The organism is Rhizobium rhizogenes NBRC 13257 (assembly GCF_000696095.1).
GTDB lineage: Bacteria > Pseudomonadota > Alphaproteobacteria > Rhizobiales > Rhizobiaceae > Rhizobium > Rhizobium rhizogenes.
Genome location: NZ_BAYX01000008.1, coordinates 1 through 20,730 on the forward strand (window position 1 = coordinate 1; position 20,730 = coordinate 20,730).

Genomic DNA, 20,730 nt, shown 5'->3' on the forward strand with positions numbered 1-20,730 from the left:
TAAGCGGCAAGCAGACCCCATCTGGCGTCGATAGCCTTGATGTAAGCGGTGAATCTATCCCATCTGGCGAATGCAGTTTGGTGGATTTATTGATCAAGCCCGAAGGCGCGTTCGAGCGACGCTTGATCGCACAGTCCAGCGCACTATCCAAAAAACAAACGCGGATAAGCCTGGCAACTAAATCAAATACATAAAAGCCCGCCTCGTGCGGGCTTTGGTGTTTTCGGTTTCGTCAGCGGCACTCTGTACAGATAAGGAATGCGTCAGAAAGCATTTCTTTATATATGTCTGTGGATGTCATGGTGTAGACGAGGTCATGCGGCTGCTGCTTGAAGTCTTAATAGAGGTAGATGGAGAATGTGCAACGAAGATACTCAGTTTCGATTGCTTATCATCATGTTGAAAATCAAGGCATATAGATTCCGTACTGATAATGACCAAATCTCCGAAACTTATGTTTGATAAATAATTAACATTGTTTGGCTATTTTTAGTATTGGTGATTGGCGGAGGATCCGGGCATGGCATTGATTCAGCATAAGATTATCGTTGCAAGCGCGGCGATTTTCGCTTTGGCCGGGGGCGCCACGGGCGTCGGGCTGTGGTCGGCGACAACCTTGGCGCAGAACAATGCCGAGGTTGCACGTTCGTCACAGGTGCTCCGCAACCACATGCAAGCGGACATGATGCACGACGCGCTTCGCGCAGACGTGCTGGCGTCGCTGCTGGCGGCCAATCCGGCGGCGGGAATAGGCGCCGATGCAGTGAAAGCGGATCTGGCGGAACATGAGACGTCGTTCCACGATATGATCGCCGCGAACAAAAAACTGGCAACCGATAAGACCACGCAGGATGTCCTGGCAAAGATCGAAGCGCCGCTTCTTACCTATATCGATAGCGCCACGAAGATGGTCGATCTTGCCGCGAAGGATCAAACGGCCGCTCTGAAATCGCTGCCCAACTTTATGAATCAGTTTTCCGCTCTCGAATCGGCCATGGAACAGGCCGGAGAACAGATAGGCTCGGTGTCGGAAGCGACTGCCAAACGCAGCGCAGATATGCAGGTGCTTGTCGATACGCTCATGAAGGCTCTTCTGGCTTTGGCCGCGCTATTTTCTTTCAGCCTCTATTGGCTTACGCGCAGGACCGTCACCAAACCGATCCTTATGCTGTCCAATGATATGCAGGCACTGGCAGACGGTAACACCGATATCGCCTGTTCGGCCATCGGCCGTTCGGATGAGATCGGCACCATGGGATCGGCCGTCGAAATCTTCCGCCAGGCGGCAATCGCCAACCGGAAACTCGAGCAGGATGCCGAGGCAGCCAGAACGCAAGCCGAAGCCGACCGGATCGCCGCCAGAAGGCAGGCGGACGAAGAGGCAGCGGAGCGACTTCGCGCCGCGACGTCCGGTCTCGCAGCCGGGTTGAAGCGGCTTGCCGGTGGCGACCTTGCATTCCAGCTCCAAGAACCGTTCTCGCCGGACTTCGAAGCGCTTCGGCAGGACTTTAACAGTTCGGTCAAGCAGCTCGGAGACGCGCTCGGTGCGATCTCGACCGGTATCGCGGCGATCGATGACGGCACGCGGGAGATTTCCTCAGCGGCCAACGATCTTTCCAAACGCACCGAACAGCAGGCGGCTTCGCTTGAGGAAACGGCAGCGGCCCTTGATCAGATCACCGCCAATGTGTCGAACTCGAGCAGCCGCACCGAGGAGGCCCGCACCGCGGCGACGCAAGCCAATCGCAGTGCCGCAAAATCCGCCGAAGTCGTATCGCATGCCGAGGAAGCGATGCGTCGTATTGAAGCGTCTTCGCAGCAGATTTCCAGCATCATCGGCGTGATCGACGAGATTGCTTTCCAGACCAACCTTCTGGCGCTGAATGCCGGGGTCGAGGCTGCGCGCGCTGGGGAAGCAGGCAAGGGTTTCGCAGTTGTCGCTCAGGAAGTGCGTGAGCTGGCACAGCGTTCGGCGCAGGCGGCCAAGGAGATCAAGGGGCTGATCCAGAAGTCGTCTTCGGAGGTTGAAAGCGGCGTCAAGCTCGTCATGGACACCGGCGCGTCGTTGAAGACGATCGGCGAGCAGATCGCAGAGATCAACCAGCATATGAACGCGATTGCGACATCCGCAAAGGAGCAGTCCACCGGGCTTGCCGAAGTGAACACCGCTGTTAATTCGATGGACCAAACCACACAGCAGAACGCGGCCATGGTCGAGCAATCGACCGCGGCCTCAGCGAGCCTCGCCATGGAGGCGGCCAAGCTTCGCGATCTGGTGTCCCAGTTCAAACTGCAGGCCATGGCCTCGGCACAATCATCCGCGCTTCGGCAGACGGCACGCGCCTTGGCTGCACCAGCCTGGCAGGACAGCGGTACCTCCATGCCTCGACCAAGGCGGGTTGCCGTCAGCGGGAACGGGTCGTCGGCCGCAGCCAATATCCAAAACGAATGGGAAGAATTTTGAGAAAGACGGGTCAAGGTAGCAGACGATAGTCTCAGCCTCCGCCGCTTCGCGGGCAAAGGAGAGGTCGTCTTATCATGAGGCCGCCGCCTATTGCTCCGGAGCCAGAACGCAGCATTGTTCCGGCATCGGAACGAGCACGGCCTCGTTTCCTGCAGCCATCGGTTCCGTCAAAGCCCCATTGGCGACGATATCGCCGGCGGGTGTCGTGCATTGATATTGATAGGCTCGGCCAAGATAGGTTCTTGTTCCCAGCACCGCAGGAAGGCCCGCGCCATCGCGCCGAACTGCAAGGCCATCGGCGCGGCAGGCGAGGAGGAAGTTGTCGGGGATCTCTCCGTAATCGTTCTGCGAGAGCGTGATCCTGGCGCCGCCCTTGGCTTCTGCGACCACGGAGGTGCCCTCGCGTTCAACAACTCGCATCGCCAGTAGGTTCTCGAAGCCGACGAAGCGAGCGACGAAGGCGTTGGCCGGTTTCTGATAGAGCACTTCCGGTGTATCGAGCTGCATGATACGGCCGGCATTCATGATGGCGACGCGGTCCGAGATCGAGAAGGCCTCTTCCTGGTCATGCGTCACGTAGAGCGATGTCGTGCCGTTGGCGCGTTGCAGCTGGCGGATCTCGACGCGCATGTCGATCCTGAGCTTGGCGTCGAGATTGGAAAGCGGTTCGTCAAACATCAGCAGCGGCGGCTCGATGACAAGGGCGCGGGCAAGCGCCACGCGCTGCTTCTGCCCGCCGGAAAGGGCCGAAGGAAGCCGGTCGCCAAAGCCGGACAGCCCGACGCGCTCCAGCATTTCCCCCGCCTTCTTCGAACGTGCCGCTGAGGCGATGCCCCGCTGCTTCAGGCCGAAGGCGACGTTGTCGAGGACGGTCAGATGCGGGAAGAGCGCGTAGTTCTGAAACACCAGCCCGATATTGCGGGCATGCGCCGGAAGCCGCGTCAGGTCCTGATCGCCGAGACGGATCGTGCCACTCGTCGGCTGCAGGAAACCGGCGACCAAGCGCAGCGTTGTCGTCTTGCCGCAGCCGCTGGAGCCGAGCAGCGAGACGAGTTCGCCGGCGGCGATGGACAGCGACAGGTCCTGCAACACGGCGGTATTGCCGTAATGGGCGGTGATGGCTTCGATGGAAAGCGATACGGTCACGTGCGGCTACTTTGTCAGGAAGGTGAGGCCCAGCGTCGCTTCGACGATCGCCATGACGCCGACGGTGACCAGCATGAGAAGCACGGACACCGAGGCGATCGTCGGATCGAAGAACTGTTCCATATGGGCAAGGATCTGGATGGGAAGTGTGGATATGCCCGGTCCGGTCAGGAAGACCGAAACGGAGACGTCATTGATTGAGGTGATGAAGGCGAGAATGAAGGCGGCGATGACGCCGGCGCGGATATTCGGCAGCACGACCGTCATGAACGTCTTCACCGGCGGGCAGCCGAGGCTGATCGCCGCTTCCTCGATGGAAAAATCGAAGCTGGCGAGGCTGGCGCTCACCACTCGCACGGAATAGGGCAGGACGAGCAGGGCGTGCCCGATCAACAGGCTTGCGAAGATCGGCAGGTCGAGGCCGATGGTGATTGATTTCATCAGCGAGAAGCCGAAGACGATCTCGGGCACCAGGATCGGCAGGATGAAGAGCGTCGAAAGCCAGCTTGGCAGCTCCAGCCGGTAGCGGCAGATGGCATAGGCGGCCGGTATGCCCATCAGCAGCGACAGACCCGTGCCCAGGAAAGCCAATTCGAAGCTGGTGATCGCCGTCGTGCGGAATGCCTCGATCTCGAAGATATTCCAGAACCAGTGCAGCGTCAGGCCCTGCGGCGGGAAGGTCAGATAGCTCGTGTCGCTGAAGGCCGAGCCGATGATGATGACCAGTGGCGCCAGCAGGAAGAAGAACACGCAGACGGTAAAGGCGATCAGGAGAGGGTGGACACGATGCACCATGCTTACACCGCCATCGGGTTGAGGCGGCGGGCGATGCGGCTCATGATCAGGACGATACCGATGGTGACGACGACCATGATCGCGGCGATGGTCGAGGCGCCGACCCAGTCGAAGGTCACCATGGCGCGCTGGTAGAGGAATGTGCCCATCGTCATCTGCTTTTCGCCGCCGAGAAGCTGCGGGGTGGCATAGGAGGTGAAGCTGCCAGTGAAGACCAGCACGGCACCGACGATAAGGCCGGGGGTGGCAAGCGGCAGGATGACCTGGCGGAAGGTCGCGGCGGGCGTCGCGCCAAGCGAAGTCGCGGCCTGTATCAGGTCCTGCGGAATGCCTTCGAGAACGCCGACGAGGGTGAGGATCATCAGCGGCACGAAGAGATAGACCATGGCGACGATCACCGAACCCTCGCTATAGAGCATCGAAAGCGGCTCGCTGATAGCGCCGACCGACAGCAGCATGGTGTTGAGAATGCCGTTCTTGCCGAGAATGATCAGCCAGGCGAAGGAGCGCACGACCACACCGGTCAGGAGCGGAAAGACGGCGGCGATGATCATCACGCTTTTTGCACGGCCCGGCATCTGGGCAATCACATAGGCGGCGATGAAGCCTACGAACAGCGAGATCACCGTGGTGATGAGGGCGATCTCGATCGTCCGATAGAGCACCGTGCGGCGAAAGCCGCTATTGAAGAAGGCGACATAGGGCGAGAAAACCCCCTTCGGCTCCATGAAAGTCGCGGCGATCGTGATGACCACCGGGACGACCAGGAAGAGTACGACGGCGACCAGAGCCGGCGCCGCCAAACCCCATTTTGCAAGATGCTTCATCAGTCAAATTCCGTGCGGCCAAATTCCGCTGGGCAGGCCATCACATGCCGAAGATTTCATTCCAGCGATCGATCCAGTCCGACTGGGCAGCGTTCAGCTTGGCATAGTCGATGCGGCCGAGCTTGGCGATCATGTCGGCGCCATAGGTCCAGAGTTTCGCTTGATCCGGCGTCAGCACGACCTTGGTGGAGACCGGCGCATCGACGCCCTGCTCGGCTTCCGCCTGCTGGACATCCTTGGAGAGAATGAAGTTGATGAATTGATGCGCCAGCTCGACATTCTCCGAACCCTTGGGAATATTGACGGTGTTAAGCGTCGCCATGTCGCCTTCCTTGAGGCTCGCCCAGGTCATGGTCGGAACGGCGGCCTGCATCGAGGCCAGCGTGAAGTCCTGCGCAAGCGCCACCTTGGCTTCGCCGGTGGAGATCAGGTTTACCAGCTCGGAGCCGGTATTGTAGTTCTTGACGACGTTCGGCTTCAGCGCGGTGATCGCCTCAAAAGCCTTGTCGGTATCCTCATAGGCATCGGCACCCGCATGCTTGCCGGCTTCCAGAACCGTCAGCGGGCCGGCGGTGGTGGTGATGCCCGGCAGCGTGACGGCGGATTTCAGATCGTCGCGCCAGAGATCGTTCCAGGAGGTGATCGGCGGATTGACCTTCGCCTTGTCGTAGACGATGCCGACGCGGCCGATCGTATAGGCCGGGCCGTAATTGCCCTGCGGCGCCTTGGCCAAATCGTAGAGGTCGGCGATGTTCGGAAGCTTGGCGCGGTCGACTTCCTGAAAGAGCCCCTGCTGGATGCCGATCTGCGAATAGCTGTCGGTCAAATAAATCACGTCGACGCCCTTGCCGCCGCGAAGCTTCAGCTTGTTGAGGCGATCGGCATTGTTGCCGGTTTCGAAGACGACATCGCAGCCGCAAACTTTCTTGAAAGGCTCGATGATGTTGGCCTTCATCTTCTCGCCATTATAACCCCACCAGGAAATGGTCAGCGTCGTCGCCTGGGCGTAAGCCGGCAGCGCGACGGTCGTCGCCGCGATGAGGGCAAGGCCCGCGACGCGGGGCAGGGTGAGGCCTTTCATGGTCGAAATCCTTATCGTCAGTGAAATCGGGTGGGGTGTCTGGCTGGCGGAATACTATTTTTCGAGCATAGGCTTTACAAGCCTAACAATTGAGCAAAACGACGTTTTCTGTAAATCTTCGTCGCGCGCGGGATGAGCGGCGAGATCTCACCTATGCCCGTTTGCAAATCGCTGAGATGATTCAGCTTTTGCGCAATTTTGGCCATGCGCTTTACACATTCTGTCGTCGGTTCTACGGTCGCGCCACCGAATTTCTCGCAGGCATTCTTCCGATGGCATCCTTGCCCACAAATCTTCCCGACGATCTGCTCATCAACGCGGCCGACGAGGTGCTGATCCGACAGGATCTGACGCTCACCGCGCTTGGTCGGCGTCCTGCTGACAGGTTGCTGAGGGTCGGCCGGCTTCTGGATGTCCATAGCCGCACCTGGCTTGAGGACCAGGAGATCGTGATCAAGGGACGGCGCATTGCCTATGTCGGCCCCGCCGGCAGTTATACGGGAGAGGTTAGCGAGCGTCTGTCCGAACCGCATCTTGCCTCCGTTCCCGGCTTCGGCGAGGCGCACAAGCATATAGAGAGCTCGCATCTGACCCCGGAATGGGAGGCGGCGCTGGTCATGCCGCATGGCATCACCTGGACCTGCGAGGCAAGCCATGAGTTTTCCAACGTCAATGGTCCGCGCAACCTGGAATTCTGGCTGGAGGCGCGCCGGCGCGGCTCGCCGATGAAGATCTTCCCGCTGCCCGGCTCCGCCGTACCACCGACCGCCTATGAGTGGGGTGGTGGCCATTTCGGCTATGACGAGCAGAAGGCCTTTCTTTCCGAGAGCCTAATGGTGGCTGGTCTCGACGAGGTGATGGATTGGCCCTCGGTCAGCAATCCGGAGAATCCGGCTTACGACCGTCTCTGGGGTATGATCCGCGCTACTTTCGAGCAGCGCGGCGTCGTCGAGGGACATGGCGCCGGCTTGCGCGATCTTGCCTCAATCAATGCCTTTGCCGGCGCGGGCCTTGCCTCGGATCATGAGGGCTGGTTCCTGGAGGAGATTTGGGAGAAGCTGACCCACGGCCTGTTCATCGAGCTCCGGCCGCATTCGCTGCCCGAGGTGATCAAGGGGTTGATCGAGAAGGGCCTTTCCGACTGGTCGCAAATCGCCTTCGTAACGGATGACCGCAGCGCCTCGGATACGCTGAAGATGGGGGCGACGGATTATAATGTCCGGCTTGCCATCGAAAACGGGCTGGCGCCGGAAATCGCCATTCAATGCGTGACGATCAATCCGGCGCGGCACATGCGGCTGACGCCCTGGGTCGGCTCGATTGCGCCCGGCCGTTTCGCCGATATCGTGCTTCTGGATGATGTCGAGACACTGTCGATCGCCAAGGTTTGGGCGGATGGCCGCCCGGCTTCGGAGGGTAAGAGCTTTGTCGGCATCCGTCCCGAGATCGCCTGGCCGGATTGGGCGACAAAGACTGTGAAAATCGACAGGACCGTCCTGCCGGAGGATTTCCGCATTGCGGCCCCTTCGAATGCGCCGACGGCAAAGGCAGCACTCTTGCGTCCCTTCCATTGGGCAGATGAATTCATCACCATGGACTTGCCGGTTGCGGATGGCGCGGTCCAACGAGACCATGACCGCAACGTCACCAAATTTGCGATCGTCGATCGCTTCTCCGGCGAGGCCAAGGTCGCCCGCATGTTCTGGCTCGGCACAGGGCCGCGCACTCCCGATACGGCGCTCGGCGCCACGCTTGGGCATGACAAGCACAATATTTGGGTCGTTGGCTCCTCCGATGAGGCAATGGCAATGGTCGCCAATGCGCTCAATGAACAGCAGGGTGGCTGGGTGCTGGTCTCCGGCGGCAAGGTCGTTGCCCGCGTTCACTATGAGGTTGGTGGTCTGATGACGGCACGTCCGGCTGAGGAGCTGGATGCGGAAATGCAGGCACTTTATAAGGCTGGCGCCGAAATCGACTGGATGTACGAACCGACCTTCTCGCCACGCTGGTGGCCGGGCTTTCCGGAACGCCTTTCTTTCGCGACGCTCACCTGCGCACCCTGGCGCTGGGTTCTGGTGGCGCCGTCCGAAAGGGCTCCCGAGGGTTTCGTCAATGTTGCGACCGGAGAGACGCATCCAATCGTCTGGTAGGGGATATCCAGTTATTGCAATGAAATATCCCTTCTCGAACCGGCTTCTATGATGATCCGATAGAGGGACGGTTCGATTGTCATTGCCGCTGGTGGCTTGACGCTCAGGGTCTATACCGTAATTATCCGTTTGGTTACTAACGCCGTAGCTGAGTCGACGTGTCTGAAAGTCAGGTACCGCCTCGATTCACCTCGCCTGCCCCTATCGAAGAACCAAGCGGAGGAGGCTTTGGTGACCGACGATCTCAAGCCGCAGAGGATGACTCTGGCATTTTCCACATTGGGATGTGCGGAGCTGGAGCTGGACGAGGCGCTTGCCCTGGCGGCGCGCCATGGTCTCGACGCGATCGAAATTCGCGCGCTTGGCGGCACGATCGATCTGTCTGCTTATTTCACCGAACGGTTTGGCACGCCGGCGGGCTTGGCCCAGGCACTCGATCGCTCTCCCGTCGCCGTCTGCGCTCTCAATACGTCGCTGCGTCTTGTCGGCGCGACGCCGGAGGCGAAGGAGACATTTCTGCGCTATCTTCCCTGGGCCGAAGCGGCTGGCATCAAATCGCTACGCGTTTTCGATGGCGGCACCACAGGCGATGCCGGAGAGCTTGCCGAGGCTTTTTCAACGCTGGGCTGGTGGCGCGAGACGGCCCGCCGCGAGGGCTTTGCGGCGGATATGGTGGTGGAGACGCATGACGTCCTGGTGCGGTCAGAGACTATCGGCCGTTTTCTGGAAGCGGCACCCGATTGTGCCCTGATCTGGGATACCCACCATACATGGCGTAAGGGAGGGCAGGATCCGGTAGAGACCTGGAAGCAGGTGCGCCACAACACGCGCCACCTCCACGTCAAGGACAGCGTCTCGCAGCCAAGCGAGAAACTGCCCTATAGCTATGCGCTTCCGGGCACTGGCGAGTTTCCGATGGCGGCGTTGCTCTCCGTGCTCGCCGCCGATCGTTATGCTGGTGTCATGAGCCTGGAATGGGAGCGCCTGTGGCATATGCAGCTTCCGCCACTGGATCTGGCACTTCAGGAGGCACGGAAGAGAGACTGGTGGCCGCGATCCAATCCTGACGATCAGCTTTCAAGTGATTTTGCACACTAGATTCGTCGCGTCTTGCTTGCCCTATGGATCGTTTTTCACGGCAATTGAATCAATAACAAGGAAAACTCGCTATAATTGAATGTTTGCAAGAGTTGCTTTATTAGTGTATTAGCATAAAGTAACGCTAAATATTAAAAGCGCTGTCGGCCTCGGGTTGATTATCGTTTTCAGTGCAATATTTCCGGCTCGTTGCAGGGGAACCCCATGGGGGTTGGAGGGTGTCTGGGAGATGAAAAAGACGGATTTTGGGTGCCACGAATCCCATGTTCCGCACGCGCTTGCGTCGTTTCAAAGCGCGGGGTCTCCCTATCGAATTTCCGCCCGCTGTCGATCCTTCAGCCATCGGAGGCTTGATGCCCGCTAGGAGCAAGCAGAGCGACAGCGCCCATAACGCCCTGATTTTAAAGGCGATTGCTGGCGGCGGTCTGAGCTTTGCCATACAGCAGATCCATAAGATAGAGAACATTTCGAACATTCTTTATGCCGAGAGCCTGGCGCGCGTGACGGATACCGAGGGCGTCGTTCACACGGCGAGCAGCTTCGTGCCGCAATTGCACGACGGGTTCAATCTCGACCTGAGGATACTGGACATGGTTCTGTCCGCGCTGGCGGCGGACACGACGCTTATACTTGGCTGCAACCTGACTGCGGCCAATCTCTCCGCCTCGGATCGATTCGCCGATATCTTCGGCCGAATCACCCGTCATCCCGAGCTGTCATCGCGGCTCGTCGTCGAAATTACCGAAACGCATCCGCTTGTCGGCGCGGCCATCGAGCGCTTGAAGATGATCCGCGCGCTCGGCTGCCGCATCGCGATCGATGATTTCGGTGTCGGCTTCGCAACGCCGGCAAACCTGCTGCAGGTCTCGGCCGATATCGTCAAGATCGATGCGTCGTTTGTTCGCGATAACAGATCCGGCCGTGATGGGCGCGACAGCCTGTATCATATGGTCGGTTTTGCCTCCTGCATCGCGCCGGTGGTGGTGGTCGAGGGCATCGAGACGCAGGCGCAGTTCGAGGCGGCGCGCACGGCGGGCGCGACGCATGTGCAGGGCTTCCTGCTGTCACGACCGGCCTGGTTGCCGCGGCCTCGGCAGGAAAAGAGCAAATTTAGCTCGCGGGGAGGTGAACGATGAAGCGCCCTTCCTTCGCGCGGGATTATGGTTTCTCAGCCGCCATGACGGCGCGCGACGTCCAGCCGCGGGCGCGGCTCGACGTCTTGTTCGAGGAGTTGCGCGACCTGTTTTCCGGTGCCGGCAACACGCCGCCGGTTGCGCTCATGGGCGGGGGCGATCCACACATCGCCATTCGCACCGGATCGCGCAATATCTCTGCGCGGGTGACGATCGACGCCGAAAATGGCCTCTATGTCTTTTGCGAACTCGACCGCACAGCCGGTATCGTGCTGGCGACGGCGAGCGAAGAGCGGTTGATCGATGAGATCGTCGCGCATCTTTCGGCCGGCGACGATGACCTTGTGCCGCGCACGATCGACAGCGCCGTCGGCATTCTTGTCGGCCAGACCATGGAAGATGTCGAGCGTAAGCTCATCCTCCAGACGCTGCGTCACTGCAGCGGCAATCTCACCCACACCGCCTTCATGCTCGGCATCTCCCTCACGGCGCTCTGCCGCAAACTGGCCGTCTATTTTCCGGACACAGCAAAGGATCTTTCCAAAGGCACAACCGATGTTGCGCGCAGGGCAGAAGGAGACCGGCGATGAGTGCGGACGTTCTCAACACAGCGGGCAATCCCCGCACGCAGACGAAGACATGGATGATGACATGACGCAATCACGCGAGGCGAAGCACGCCGGACCAAATGAGATTCGGGAAACGATCATGGACGCTTTCAGCAGCAAAAAAGACCTGACCCAACTTCAGGCAAGCAGCCTGTCCGATGGCTGCGTCAAGATTGTTTCTGCCTATGTCAGCCACAACACCGTCCCCATCGGTAGTCTTTCCAAGCTGATCACGGATGTGCACGAGGCGTTGCAGACCCTGGACGGGACAACACCGTCGGTGGAGCGGTCAAAGCCGGTGCCGGCCGTCGATCTCAAGAAATCGGTGACTAACGACTACATCATCTGCCTTGAGGACGGCAAACGCTTCAAGACGCTAAAGCGCCATCTGCGCGTTCACTATGGCATGACGCCCGAGGAGTATCGCCAGAAATGGGGTCTTGCTCCCACCTATCCGATGGTGGCGCAGAATTATGCCAACCGCCGCTCGGAGCTCGCCAAGCTCTCTGGCCTTGGTGCCAATGGCAACAAGAAAGATAGTGTCCGCTAGCGTGGAGACCTCGAAAGTCCGAACGGATTTTAAAACGGGATTGTGTGCTTTCCGTTGCAAGTGACGTTGCGGCGGTTCCGTTTTCGATGGGAAGCGACAAAGACAATGGCGCCCTACGAGGGGGCGCCATTGTCTTTTGTGCATTATGCCACAGCCCAAACCACCACGATCAGTTGGCCTCCGGTCAGAACACCTGGCGGAGCACGATGAACAGCGTGAAGGCAAGCGCGATCGAGGCGGGCAGCGTCAGGATCCAGGCCATCAGCATGTTGCGGACGGTCGACCATTGCAGTCCGGAGCCGTTGGCGGCCATGGTGCCGGCGACACCCGAGGACAGGACATGGGTGGTGGACACCGGCAGGCCGAGATGGTCGGCGGCACCGATCGTCAACATGGCGACGACTTCGGCGGCGGCGCCCTGGCCGTAGGTGAGGTGCGTCTTGCCGATCTTCTCGCCGACGGTGACGACGATGCGCTTCCAGCCGACCATCGTGCCAAGGCCGAGCGCCAGCGCCACGGCGACCTTCACCCAGAGCGGGATGAACTTCGTCGCATTGTCGACGGCGGCGTGATATTGCGTCACCGCCTTCAGGTCATCCGCGCCCATCGGCAGCAGCTTGCGCTTGTCGATCAGCTTCAAGGCTTCGCCGATCAGGTAGATGTCGTTGCGGACGTTGCCGACCAGGCCGTTCGGCAGCTTCTCGACGGAAGGATAGGAAGCGATCTCGATGCCGGTGGCGTGGATATAGGCCTGCAGCGCCGGCGTCGTGGCGTCAGTCCAGGTCTTGTTCTTCACCGCGTCACTGACGGCAGCCTTCGGATCGGCCGGCGCAGCAACGCCTGGCTTCACATATTTACCAAGCACGGACTCGACCTGCGTCGAGGCGGCCTTGTAGGCTTCGAGATAGTTGATGTCGGGCGTGCGGTTGAGGGCAAAAGCGGTTGGCACCAGGCCGATCAGGATGAGCATGATCAGGCCCATACCCTTCTGGCCGTCATTGGAGCCATGGGCGAAGCTGACGCCGGTACAGGTGAAGATCAGCAATGTACGAATCCACAGCGGCGGCGGTGCATTGCCCTTCGGTGCCTCATAGAGCGCCTTGTTGCGGATCAGCGCCTTGGAGACCAGCAGCAGCAAGGCCGCCAGACCAAAGCCGATCAGCGGCGATAGAAGCAGGGACAGCCCGACACTGCTCGCCTGCGACCAGTCGACGCCGCTGGTGGCCGAGCCCGCGGGTGCGAGGAACTGGTTGGCAAGGCCGACGCCGATGATCGAGCCCACGAGCGTGTGAGAGCTCGAGGCCGGCAGGCCGAGATACCAGGTGCCGAGGTTCCAGACGATTGCGGCGATCAACAGCGCGAAGACCATGGCGAGACCGGAACCGGAGCCGACCTGGAGAATCAATTCGACGGGCAACAGCGCCAGAATGCCGAAGGCGACGGCGCCGGAAGAGGTCAGCACGCCGAGAAAATTGAAGAAGCCCGACCAGATAACGGCAAATTCGGCCGGCATCGAGCGGGTGTAGATGACGGTGGCGACCGCGTTGGCCGTATCGTGGAAGCCGTTGACGAATTCGAAGCCGAGTGCGATCAGCAGCGCCAGGCCGAGCAGAATCCACGGGACAGTCGCGGCTTCGGCCAGATCATTGCCGAGGGCATAGCCGACATAGCCAAGGCCACCGAGCACGACCACGCCGAAGAGCGGCAGAAACCACTTGGCGGAACCGCCCGCGCCGTGAATAGGATGATTGGCATTGCCACCCTCCGCATTGCTTGAAGCGACATCGACCATCTCACGCACTCCCCTGTGGCGAATAACATTTCCCCTTTAAGCGCGGTTGATGAAGCTCTCGTGACGCATGCCGCGATCTTCGCGCGCTGGCCGGCCGTGCGCGCAGTGCGGCTCATCGAAAGCGTGTTGCTCGTTAAGCGACAATATATGCGGAAGGCATCGCAACTTCCCGTTCAGCATCCTGATTTCGCCCCGAAAACGCCTTGTTCGGTTCAGCCGGCGTTCAGCTCTCAGGGCTTTAAATTGGCGTGTAAGGGACTTGGATAGGGGTCTATCAAGATGAGATTATCTGTATTTGCCATCGCTGCCGTGCTCGGTGGACTGGCCGTATCTTCGGCAGAAGCAATGCCTGTTTCCGCCACCGGGTCCATCCCCGCCGTCGTCAGGACAGCGGCTGAGGCGCCGGTCGTCAAGGTCGATTATGCCTGCGGTCGCGGCTGGCGCCTGACGCGTTGGGGCGAATGCCGACCGAGACGCTGGGGTCCGCCGCGTGGCTACGGCTACTATAGGCCGGCACCGCCACCGCCTTGGGGCTACTATGGCCACCGCCCCCATCGTGATCGATGGGAACGTGACGGCTGGCGCGAGCGCCGCCGGGATTGGTAAAAAAACAGATACCCCGCCGTCAAGTTGCGGCGGGGTATCGTCTATTTTGTCGTAAGCGGTTTTGTCCGCAAAGCACGCGCGGTCCACCACATGCCGACCGCCATTGCCAGTAACGCCAGCAGGATCGTTGCCAGGCTCTTGGCATGCACGACAATGTCCGAAAGTCTTGGCCGGATGAGATCGGCGGTGTTGAAGCTTTCGCCGCTGAAGCGGCAAAGAATGAGCGACAGATTGTTGCGCACGAGATCAGCGTCGATTTCGGAAACCAGATCGCCGGCGGCAACCATTTCGTCCTTCATAGTCCGCATCCGCAGCAGCACCGCCTTGGCGGCGGCGAGATAGGCGTGCGAACATTCATTGAACGGGCTTTCCTCGTCGCTGATGCCTCCCGGCATCACGCCCCAGAGGCAATAGCTGCGCTGGATCTGCGCGAAATTCAGGACACGACGGAAGGTCTCGTCGGTATCCGTTGCCGCAGCGGCAAGCGCGACGATACGCCTATAATAGGGATCGATCACGGCCATTTCGCCATGCGTCAGGCTTGGTATCGGAATGCCCGCCTGGCTCCCGGACGAGCCGCCGCCATGAGCGGCCACCGATATCGGCCAGCCCAGCGCCATCAAGCAGATCAGCCAGAGCAGTGCGCCACAGCCCGTCAGGCATTTCCCGCGCATAAAACCATGCGCGGGATGCATTGAGCGTGTCATCTCAGGCCCGGCGCAGAGCCGTGCGACCGTAGCGAACCTGGGGCAGGTCGCGCTCAGCCCATGCCCCGAAGGCGAGGCCGAGTGTCGCCCACAGGATGGCGTGCATCCCGAGCGACGTGATCCGGAACTGCCAGAGAACGATGGCCGAGAACTGCTCCGGCACCTCGTTGATCGGCGGCAGCAGGTACTGGATCAGCGCGATGAAGACGAAATAGCCGATGCCGGCAAGAATTACGCCGTTCCATGAGCCGTATCGCGCGACAAGCCGGCGGCCGAACCCGACGGCGACGATCATGCCGACGATGGAGGCCACGATCATGACGAAGAACAGTTCGGTCCTGGCGCCGATCGTATCGGGATTGCCAACGGCCGGCGGATTGGCCGGATATTTGAGGTCGGGAACCAGCGAAATCGCCACGAACGCCGCGATGGCGAGCAATGCGGCCGTACCGCGGGCGCCGAGCGAGCTGATGCGGCCATAGACGAAGGCAAACACCAGCGCGAACAATCCGCCGACTGCCGTTGCGTAGATCAGGCTGCCGATGAGAAGACCGACGCCCGCCTGCGTGGCGCGACTGACGATTTCCGGCTCGGATGCTTCCCCGGCCGCTTGTGCGACCTTTTCCTCAAAGCCGATCGCCCAATCGACAAGCGGCTCGCCGAAGATGCGGGCGTAGATAAAAATGAGAATACCAGCAAGCGCTCCGACCAGCATGCCGCGGAGCAAAAGACGTCCAACCATGTTCCTGATCCCTTAGTGGCAGGGGAAACCGAGCAGATGACGGGCGTCATGCACGAATTCGTGCACATACATGCCCGAGATCAGCGATGTCGCGCCTTCCTCGGCGCCGACGAAGTAGATCGCCAACAGCATCAGAAGACCGGCGAAGATCGCCCAGGGCAGGATTTGGCCGAGCGGAATCGGCGTCGGGATCGCGGATGGTGCGAATACGGTGTCAGACATTTCATTCCCTCTTCAGAAAAGCGCGTTCCATTTGCGGAAGGGTTTTTTACGGGAAGGGTCTGGCTCTCTGGGGGCGGTATCCGCCCGTCGATTACAGTGGCGCGACCGCGCCGGGATTTCACCGGCTTCCACACCCGTAAGTCTAAGTTTATATCTGGCTGCAAAGACGATTGTCAATCAACACGCCCGCTGCCCGCCAAGGTGGTTGCGGCGTATTAGGCCTGGGGAAATCCAACATTATGAGAGCGCATCTGAGCTGGGTTTGCCACGGGCCGACCGAGGCCAACCGCAACAGCCGTTTTCCGGCCGACGAGCCGCTGGAGGCAAAGGCCGCGCAACACGCCCGGATCCTTGCCGAGCAGCTCGGAACGGTCGACCGGGCCTGGTCCAGTCCGGCTCTCAGGGCTCGCCAGACGGCTGCGGCTCTTGGACTTGATGGCGTCGCCGAGCCTGCCTTCAGCGAGTGTGACTACGGTCGCTGGCGGGGGAAGAGCATTGCCGACCTCAATAACAGCGATCCGGAAGCCCTGGCGCTCTGGATGCTGGATCTGGATGCGGCACCGCATGGCGGTGAGGCGTTGTCCGCAGTCTTTGCGCGCGTTGGTGGCTGGATGAAAGACCATATCGGCGATAGCGGTCACACCGTCGTGGTCACGCATGCCACCGTCATCCGCGTCGCCATCCTGCATATGCTGCAAGCACCGCCTTCGGCCTTCTGGTCCATCGATGTCGAACCGCTCGGCATCGTGGAGATGACCAGCGACGGCCGTCGCTGGCAGCTCCGTTTCCCGAACGTCCTGAGATAGCAATTCCAGGAAAAGCGTATCGGCGGTTTTCCGTCCGGAATTGCGTGGAAACAATCAGCTAGAGCGCTGAAGCGCTCTAACGATTAGCGGCGGGCTTTGGTCCGCTGCCGTTCGAAACGGATGAGATAGCCGGCAAGGCCGAGCGTCATCAAAGAAAGCCCGTACCAGGTGATGGCATAGACCAGGTGGCTATTGTGGAAGGCGATCTGGGTGAGGCCGCCGACCGGCAAATCACCGGGATTTTTCGTATCGTCCGCATCAATGAAATAGGGCGCGACGTTCTTGAGGCCGCGCACCTCGGCGATCGCGGTGACGTCACGCGAATACCAGCGCTCTTCCGCCGGAACGTTGGAGCGCAGCAGCGTGCCCTTCGGCTCGTTGATCCGGAGCAGGCCGGTGACGGTGGTCTCGCCGCTGAGCTCTCCGGCGGGGCGGGTGTCCGGATTGCGCTTGACGGTCGGCACGAAGCCGCGATTGATGACGACGACGGTGCCATCCACCTCTCGCATCGGCGTCAGCACCCAGTAGCCGGGGCCGAGCACGGTCGAGGCATAGACCTGCGTTTCCTTGTCGTTGAGGAAGGTGCCGGTCACCTCGACGCGCTTGTATTCATAGCCGGCGGCATCGATGGCGGACCATTCCGCCGGGCCGGGAGCGGCGACGGGCGGCGCATGCACGCGCGCGTCGACGCGCGCGATCAGGTCCAGCTTCCAAGACAGCCGCTGCACCTGCCAGGTACCGAGCCCGATGAGCAGGGCGGTCAATAGCAGCAGCAGGATCACCCAGGTGGCGAGCTTCAGCGTCGAGCGCGGTTTTTCGGAAAGAGAGTCGGTCGGGATATCGGTCAAGGCGCAAAACTCCATCGGAGGCGCGAAAAAAGCCGGCGGAAACATCACGCCGGAGAGGGCGGGCATCCCTCGGGGACGCCCGCCGCTTTGTCATTACGGCATGTTGCGCATCATCTCGGGCGACATGACCATCATGTTGGCATTGAGATGGTGCATGACCCAGAGCGAGCCGGAGAGTGCGATGATCACCAGAACGATGGTGAAGATCAGCGCCATCATGTTCCAGCCGCCTTCGGACTTGGTGTTCATGTGCAGGAAGTAGATCATGTGCACGATGATCTGGATCGCACCGAAGACCATGATCAGGGCTGCAGTGACGACCGGATCGGCAAAGACCTTGCCCATGACCAGCCAGAAGGGAATGGCGGTCAGGATGACGGAGAGGACGAAGCCCGTCATGTAGCTCTTGAACGTGCCGTGGCTGGCCTCGTGGCCGCCATGGTGGTCATGGCCGTGGGCGTCTGCGGAATGATGCGAATGATTGTTCGAGCTCATCCGAGAACTCCCATGAGATAGACAAAGGAAAACACGCCGATCCAGACGACGTCGAGGAAGTGCCAGAACATCGACAGGCACATCAGGCGACGCTTGTTTTCGGGGATCAGGCCATGCTGGCTTACCTGTACCATCAGCGTGATCAACCAGACGATGCCGACGGTGACGTGCAGGCCGTGCGTGCCGACCAGCGCGAAGAAGGCCGACAGAAAGGCGCTGCGCTGCGGGCCGGCGCCTTCAAGGATCAGGTGATAGAACTCGTAGAGTTCGAAATAGATGAAGGCTGCGCCGAACAGGCCAGTGATCGCCAGCCACATCATCGTTCCCGACTTGTTGCCCTTCTCCATCGCCAGCATGGCGAAGCCATAGGTGATGGAGGAGAACAGCAGCATCGCCGTGTTGAGGGCGACGAGCGGCAGCTCGAACAGGTCGGCCGGCGACGGGCCGGCCGCATAGTTATGGCCGAGGACGGCATAGGTGGCGAAGAGGACTGCGAAGATCAGGCAGTCGCTCATGATGTAGATCCAGAAGCCCAGCATGGTGCTGCCTTCGGGATGATGCTCCTCCGTCAAATAGAATGCAGGGGTCTCGCCGTCCTTGAGAGCGTATGAGGTTTGGGTCGTCATAGGTCTTATACCTGTCCTGCGAGCAGCTTCGTACGCTCGTTCTCGGTCTTCACGACCTCGTCGGCGGGAATGTAGAAGTCGCGCTTATAGTTGAAGGTATGGCCGATCGTCACGACGATCATGGCGGCGAAGGTGATGGCGGCGAGCCACCACATGTACCAGATCATGCCGAAGGCGAAGGCGATGGAGAGAACGCCGAGGATGATGCCCGTGCCGGTGTTCTTCGGCATGTGGATCGGTATGAAGCCCTCGGTCGGACGCTTGTGGCCGCGGTTCTTCATGTCCCACCAGGCGTCGTGGTCGTAGACGATCGGCGTCAGCGCGAAATTATATGCTGGCGGCGGCGACGAAGTGGACCATTCCAGCGTGCGGCCGTTCCATGGGTCGCCGGTGAGATCACGAAGCTCTTCGCGCTTGATGAAGCTGACGACGAGCTGGATCAGGAAGGAGGCGATGCCGATGGCGATCATCACGGCGCCGAGTGCGGCGATGATGAAATAGATCTGCAGCGACGGATCGTCGAACTGCGAGACGCGGCGGGTAACGCCCATCAGGCCGAGCACGTAGAGCGGCATGAAGGCGAAGTAGAAGCCGACGACCCAGAACCAGAAGGACATCTTGCCCCAGAAGGGATCGAGCTTGAAGCCGAAAGCCTTCGGGAACCAGTAGGCGATACCCGCGAACATGCCGAACAGCACGCCGCCGATGATGACGTTGTGGAAGTGGGCGATCAGGAACAGCGAGTTATGCAGCACAAAGTCGGCCGGCGGAACAGCGAGCATGACGCCGGTCATGCCGCCGATGGTGAAGGTGACCATGAAGGCCACGGTCCACAGCATCGGCACTTCAAAGCGGATACGCCCGCGATACATGGTGAAGAGCCAGTTGAACAGCTTAGCGCCCGTCGGGATCGAGATGATCATCGTCGTGATGCCGAAGAAGGAGTTGACGCTGGCGCCCGAACCCATGGTGAAGAAGTGATGCAGCCAGACCAGGTACGACAGGATGGTGATGACGACGGTGGCGTAGACCATTGAGGCGTAGCCGAATAGGCGCTTGCTGGCGAAGGTGGCGACGACTTCCGAGAACACGCCGAAGGCCGGCAGGATCAGGATGTAGACTTCCGGGTGGCCCCAGATCCAGATGAGGTTGACATACATCATCGGATTGCCGCCAAGGTCGTTCGTAAAGAAGTTCGTGCCGGCGTAGCGGTCGAGCGACAGCAGGGCAAGAACGGCGGTCAGGACCGGGAAGGCGGCGACGATCAGCACGTTGGTGCAGAGCGAGGTCCAGGTGAAGATCGGCATTTTCATCATGGTCATGCCCGGCGCGCGCATCTTGACGATGGTGGCCACCAGGTTGATGCCCGACAGAAGCGTGCCGATACCCGCGACCTGCAGGCCCCAGATGTAATAATCAACGCCGACATCGGGACTGTAGGCGATGCCGGAAAGCGGCGGGTAGGCGAGCCAACCGGTCTTTGCGAACTCGCCGATGAACAGCGAGATCATGACGATGATCGCGCCGGCCGTCGTCATCCAGAAGGAGAAGTTGTTGAGGAAGGGGAAGGACACGTCGCGCGCGCCGATCTGCAGCGGGACGACGAAGTTCATCAGACCCGTCACCATCGGCATCGCCACGAAGAAGATCATGATCACGCCATGGGCGGTGAAGACCTGGTCGTAATGGTGCGGTGGCAGGTAGCCTTCGGAGCCGTTGAAGGCGAGCGCCTGCTGCGCACGCATCATGAGCGCATCTGAAAAGCCGCGTAGCAGCATGATCAGCGCCAGGATGATGTACATGATACCGATCTTCTTGTGATCGATACTGGTGAACCATTCCTTCCAGAGATAACCCCAGAGGCGGAAATAGGTGAGCACGCTCAGAAGAGCGATGCCGCCGATCGCGACGCCGGTGAAGGTCAGGACGAGGATCGGCTCGTGATAGGGGATAGCGTCGAGCGTCAGCCGACCGAAGATGAATTTATAGAGGTCCGGGTTGGAAAACATGGATTGCCTCTGTCCTTATAGATAA

The 20,730-nt window shown here is 60.2% G+C and carries 21 protein-coding genes; 9 read left to right on the forward strand and 12 right to left on the reverse strand.

Annotated elements, in window-relative coordinates; genetic code table 11:
- Together RRH01S_RS34675 and RRH01S_RS18630 are read left to right on the forward strand one after the other, a co-directional pair.
- A partial coding sequence (locus RRH01S_RS34675; RefSeq protein WP_210165234.1) for a hypothetical protein occupies positions 1-194 on the forward strand: 194 nt, incomplete at its 5' end.
- A 326-nt stretch (positions 195-520) separates the two neighbouring features.
- Positions 521-2,464, forward strand: coding sequence for a methyl-accepting chemotaxis protein (locus RRH01S_RS18630; protein ID WP_042473584.1), 1,944 nt, complete (start codon positions 521-523; stop codon positions 2,462-2,464).
- Positions 2,465-2,551: 87 nt separating this feature from the next.
- Here RRH01S_RS18630 and RRH01S_RS18635 read toward each other — a convergent pair whose 3' ends face one another.
- The 4 genes from RRH01S_RS18635 to RRH01S_RS18650 are packed head-to-tail and all read right to left on the reverse strand — an operon-like array spanning position 2,552 to position 6,313.
- Complete coding sequence (locus RRH01S_RS18635) at positions 2,552-3,610, reverse strand: ABC transporter ATP-binding protein (protein WP_007695269.1); 1,059 nt, start codon at positions 3,608-3,610, stop codon at positions 2,552-2,554.
- Positions 3,611-3,616: 6 nt separating this feature from the next.
- Positions 3,617-4,405: an ABC transporter permease gene (locus tag RRH01S_RS18640; RefSeq protein ID WP_042473588.1), complete on the reverse strand. Its 789-nt coding sequence runs from the start codon at positions 4,403-4,405 to the stop codon at positions 3,617-3,619.
- Positions 4,406-4,407: 2 nt separating this feature from the next.
- Positions 4,408-5,232, reverse strand: a complete 825-nt coding sequence (locus tag RRH01S_RS18645; RefSeq protein ID WP_042473590.1) for an ABC transporter permease — start codon at positions 5,230-5,232, stop codon at positions 4,408-4,410.
- A 40-nt stretch (positions 5,233-5,272) separates the two neighbouring features.
- Positions 5,273-6,313 carry an ABC transporter substrate-binding protein gene (locus tag RRH01S_RS18650; protein ID WP_007703133.1) on the reverse strand — a complete coding sequence of 347 codons (1,041 nt, stop codon included), beginning with the start codon at positions 6,311-6,313 and terminating at the stop codon, positions 5,273-5,275.
- A gap of 272 nt (positions 6,314-6,585) precedes the next feature.
- On the opposite strand from RRH01S_RS18650, the gene RRH01S_RS18655 reads away from it, so the two are divergent.
- From RRH01S_RS18655 to RRH01S_RS18675, 5 genes are all read left to right on the forward strand, one after another.
- Positions 6,586-8,463, forward strand: coding sequence for an adenine deaminase (locus tag RRH01S_RS18655; protein WP_110924644.1), 1,878 nt, complete (start codon positions 6,586-6,588; stop codon positions 8,461-8,463).
- A 231-nt stretch (positions 8,464-8,694) separates the two neighbouring features.
- Complete coding sequence (locus RRH01S_RS18660; RefSeq protein ID WP_234711711.1) at positions 8,695-9,561, forward strand: sugar phosphate isomerase/epimerase family protein; 867 nt, start codon at positions 8,695-8,697, stop codon at positions 9,559-9,561.
- Between the two features lie 353 nt (positions 9,562-9,914).
- On the forward strand, positions 9,915-10,697 hold the full coding sequence (locus RRH01S_RS18665) for an EAL domain-containing protein (RefSeq protein ID WP_007703124.1): 783 nt from the start codon (positions 9,915-9,917) through the stop codon (positions 10,695-10,697).
- On the forward strand, positions 10,694-11,284 hold the full coding sequence (locus tag RRH01S_RS35240; RefSeq protein WP_012650721.1) for a helix-turn-helix domain-containing protein: 591 nt from the start codon (positions 10,694-10,696) through the stop codon (positions 11,282-11,284). The genes RRH01S_RS18665 and RRH01S_RS35240 overlap by 4 nt, the downstream gene beginning before the upstream one ends.
- 118 nt (positions 11,285-11,402) lie before the next feature.
- A complete protein-coding gene (locus tag RRH01S_RS18675; RefSeq protein WP_034520463.1) occupies positions 11,403-11,852 on the forward strand; it encodes a Ros/MucR family transcriptional regulator in 450 nt (149 codons plus the stop codon).
- Positions 11,853-12,036: 184 nt separating this feature from the next.
- Here the strand turns inward: RRH01S_RS18675 and RRH01S_RS18680 are convergent, their stop codons facing one another.
- Positions 12,037-13,644 carry an inorganic phosphate transporter gene (locus RRH01S_RS18680; RefSeq protein WP_037220887.1) on the reverse strand — a complete coding sequence of 536 codons (1,608 nt, stop codon included), beginning with the start codon at positions 13,642-13,644 and terminating at the stop codon, positions 12,037-12,039.
- 279 nt (positions 13,645-13,923) lie between these two features.
- Here RRH01S_RS18680 and RRH01S_RS33545 point away from each other — a divergent pair, with 279 nt between their 5' ends.
- Positions 13,924-14,250, forward strand: a complete 327-nt coding sequence (locus tag RRH01S_RS33545) for a GCG_CRPN prefix-to-repeats domain-containing protein (RefSeq protein WP_012650724.1) — start codon at positions 13,924-13,926, stop codon at positions 14,248-14,250.
- Positions 14,251-14,291: 41 nt separating this feature from the next.
- Here RRH01S_RS33545 and RRH01S_RS18685 read toward each other — a convergent pair whose 3' ends face one another.
- Genes RRH01S_RS18685 through RRH01S_RS18695 form a run of 3 tightly spaced genes read right to left on the reverse strand, consistent with a single transcriptional unit; the run spans position 14,292 to position 15,921 of the window.
- Entirely contained in the window at positions 14,292-14,957 is a 666-nt protein-coding gene (locus tag RRH01S_RS18685; protein ID WP_012650725.1) for a hypothetical protein, read from the reverse strand.
- Between the two features lies 1 nt (position 14,958).
- Positions 14,959-15,699 (reverse strand): CbtA family protein, encoded by a 741-nt coding sequence (locus tag RRH01S_RS18690; protein WP_012650726.1) that lies wholly within the window; start codon positions 15,697-15,699, stop codon positions 14,959-14,961.
- 12 nt (positions 15,700-15,711) lie between these two features.
- Positions 15,712-15,921, reverse strand: coding sequence for a CbtB domain-containing protein (locus tag RRH01S_RS18695; protein ID WP_042473599.1), 210 nt, complete (start codon positions 15,919-15,921; stop codon positions 15,712-15,714).
- Between the two features lie 239 nt (positions 15,922-16,160).
- Between RRH01S_RS18695 and RRH01S_RS18700 the strand changes: the two genes are divergently transcribed.
- Positions 16,161-16,727: a histidine phosphatase family protein gene (locus RRH01S_RS18700; protein ID WP_012650727.1), complete on the forward strand. Its 567-nt coding sequence runs from the start codon at positions 16,161-16,163 to the stop codon at positions 16,725-16,727.
- Between the two features lie 83 nt (positions 16,728-16,810).
- On the opposite strand, the gene RRH01S_RS18705 is transcribed toward RRH01S_RS18700, so the two are convergent.
- From RRH01S_RS18705 to cyoB, 4 genes are all read right to left on the reverse strand, one after another.
- Positions 16,811-17,590: an SURF1 family protein gene (locus RRH01S_RS18705; protein WP_374188761.1), complete on the reverse strand. Its 780-nt coding sequence runs from the start codon at positions 17,588-17,590 to the stop codon at positions 16,811-16,813.
- A gap of 78 nt (positions 17,591-17,668) precedes the next feature.
- Positions 17,669-18,070, reverse strand: coding sequence for a cytochrome o ubiquinol oxidase subunit IV (cyoD, locus tag RRH01S_RS18710; RefSeq protein WP_007703092.1), 402 nt, complete (start codon positions 18,068-18,070; stop codon positions 17,669-17,671).
- Positions 18,067-18,696, reverse strand: a complete 630-nt coding sequence (cyoC, locus tag RRH01S_RS18715; RefSeq protein ID WP_007703088.1) for a cytochrome o ubiquinol oxidase subunit III — start codon at positions 18,694-18,696, stop codon at positions 18,067-18,069. The genes cyoD and cyoC overlap by 4 nt, the downstream gene beginning before the upstream one ends.
- Before the next feature lie 5 nt (positions 18,697-18,701).
- Entirely contained in the window at positions 18,702-20,705 is a 2,004-nt protein-coding gene (gene cyoB / locus RRH01S_RS18720) for a cytochrome o ubiquinol oxidase subunit I (protein ID WP_007703086.1), read from the reverse strand.
- Between the last annotated feature and the right edge of the window lie 25 nt (positions 20,706-20,730).

Coding starts and splice junctions, on each gene's coding strand:
- RRH01S_RS18630 (WP_042473584.1), top strand. CDS start 521: ATGGCATTGATTCAGCATAAGATTATCGTTGCAAGCGCGGCGATTTTC.
- RRH01S_RS18640 (WP_042473588.1), bottom strand. CDS start 4,405: ATGGTGCATCGTGTCCACCCTCTCCTGATCGCCTTTACCGTCTGCGTG.
- RRH01S_RS18645 (WP_042473590.1), bottom strand. CDS start 5,232: ATGAAGCATCTTGCAAAATGGGGTTTGGCGGCGCCGGCTCTGGTCGCC.
- RRH01S_RS18650 (WP_007703133.1), bottom strand. CDS start 6,313: ATGAAAGGCCTCACCCTGCCCCGCGTCGCGGGCCTTGCCCTCATCGCG.
- RRH01S_RS18655 (WP_110924644.1), top strand. CDS start 6,586: ATGGCATCCTTGCCCACAAATCTTCCCGACGATCTGCTCATCAACGCG.
- RRH01S_RS18665 (WP_007703124.1), top strand. CDS start 9,915: ATGCCCGCTAGGAGCAAGCAGAGCGACAGCGCCCATAACGCCCTGATT.
- RRH01S_RS35240 (WP_012650721.1), top strand. CDS start 10,694: ATGAAGCGCCCTTCCTTCGCGCGGGATTATGGTTTCTCAGCCGCCATG.
- RRH01S_RS18675 (WP_034520463.1), top strand. CDS start 11,403: ATGGACGCTTTCAGCAGCAAAAAAGACCTGACCCAACTTCAGGCAAGC.
- RRH01S_RS18680 (WP_037220887.1), bottom strand. CDS start 13,644: ATGGTCGATGTCGCTTCAAGCAATGCGGAGGGTGGCAATGCCAATCAT.
- RRH01S_RS33545 (WP_012650724.1), top strand. CDS start 13,924: ATGAGATTATCTGTATTTGCCATCGCTGCCGTGCTCGGTGGACTGGCC.
- RRH01S_RS18685 (WP_012650725.1), bottom strand. CDS start 14,957: ATGACACGCTCAATGCATCCCGCGCATGGTTTTATGCGCGGGAAATGC.
- RRH01S_RS18690 (WP_012650726.1), bottom strand. CDS start 15,699: ATGGTTGGACGTCTTTTGCTCCGCGGCATGCTGGTCGGAGCGCTTGCT.
- RRH01S_RS18695 (WP_042473599.1), bottom strand. CDS start 15,921: ATGTCTGACACCGTATTCGCACCATCCGCGATCCCGACGCCGATTCCG.
- RRH01S_RS18700 (WP_012650727.1), top strand. CDS start 16,161: ATGAGAGCGCATCTGAGCTGGGTTTGCCACGGGCCGACCGAGGCCAAC.
- RRH01S_RS18705 (WP_374188761.1), bottom strand. CDS start 17,590: ATGGAGTTTTGCGCCTTGACCGATATCCCGACCGACTCTCTTTCCGAA.
- cyoD (WP_007703092.1), bottom strand. CDS start 18,070: ATGAGCTCGAACAATCATTCGCATCATTCCGCAGACGCCCACGGCCAT.
- cyoC (WP_007703088.1), bottom strand. CDS start 18,696: ATGACGACCCAAACCTCATACGCTCTCAAGGACGGCGAGACCCCTGCA.
- cyoB (WP_007703086.1), bottom strand. CDS start 20,705: ATGTTTTCCAACCCGGACCTCTATAAATTCATCTTCGGTCGGCTGACG.